1 rRNA gene is annotated in these 1,237 nt (G+C 53.4%); it reads right to left on the reverse strand.

Going from position 1 to position 1,237, the window contains the following annotated elements:
* Positions 1–1,237, reverse strand: a 23S ribosomal RNA gene (locus AC3WTJ_RS37910); the annotation flags it as partial.

Here is a 1,237-nt window from a genome sequence, read left to right on the forward strand (position 1 = left end):
CCTAACCACTCCTCTTAACCTTCCAGCACCGGGCAGGCGTCAGCCCGTATACTTCGCCTTGCGGCTTCGCACAGACCTGTGTTTTTGCTAAACAGTCGCTTGGGCCTTTTCACTGCGGCCCCCTCGGGCTATTCACCCTACCGAGGCACCCCTTCTCCCGAAGTTACGGGGTCATTTTGCCGAGTTCCTTAACGAGAGTTCTTCCGCGCGCCTTAGAATTCTCTTCTCACCCACCTGTGTCGGTTTGCGGTACGGGCACCTTCGCCTGGCTAGAAGCTTTTCTTGGCAGTGTGAAATCATGACCTTCGGTACTTAAAATTTCCCTCCCCATCACAGCCCAGCCTTACGGTTAGCGGATTTGCCTACTAACCAGCCTCACTGCTTGGACGAGCATCCATCAGCTCGCGTCACTATCCTTCTGCGTCACTCCATCACTCATAACGGCTACGGTGGTACAGGAATTTCCACCTGTTGTCCATCGACTACGCCTTTCGGCCTCGCCTTAGGTCCCGACTTACCCTGAGCGGACGAGCCTTCCTCAGGAACCCTTAGGTTTTCGGCGGATCAGATTCTCACTGATCTTTTCGTTACTTATACCGGCATTCTCACTTGTATGCGCTCCACCTGTCCTTACGGTCAGAATTCAACGTACATACAACGCTCCCCTACCCATGCACTTACGTGCAAGCCATAGCTTCGGTGGCGTGTTTAGCCCCGTTACATTTTCGGCGCAGAGTCACTCGACCAGTGAGCTATTACGCACTCTTTCAATGGTGGCTGCTTCTAAGCCAACATCCTGGTTGTCTGTGCAACTCCACATCCTTTCCCACTTAACACACACTTGGGGACCTTAGCTGATGGTCTGGGCTGTTTCCCTTTTGACAATGGATCTTAGCACTCACTGTCTGACTCCCGGATTTAAGTTTGTGGCATTCAGAGTTTGACTGGACTTGGTAACCCTTGGCGGGCCCCGCACCCAATCAGTGCTTTACCTCCACAACTCCACATCCGAGGCTAGCCCTAAAGCTATTTCGGGGAGAACCAGCTATCTCCGAGTTCGATTGGAATTTCTCCGCTACCCCCACCTCATCCCCGAATTTTTCAACATTCGTGGGTTCGGGCCTCCAGTGAGTGTTACCTCACCTTCACCCTGGACAGGGGTAGATCACACGGTTTCGGGTCTACGTCCACGTACTAAAGCGCCCTATTCAGACTCGCTTTCGCTGCGGCTCCGTCT

The sequence above is a fragment of the Paenibacillus sp. FW101-FHT12H11 genome, from assembly GCF_058790355.1.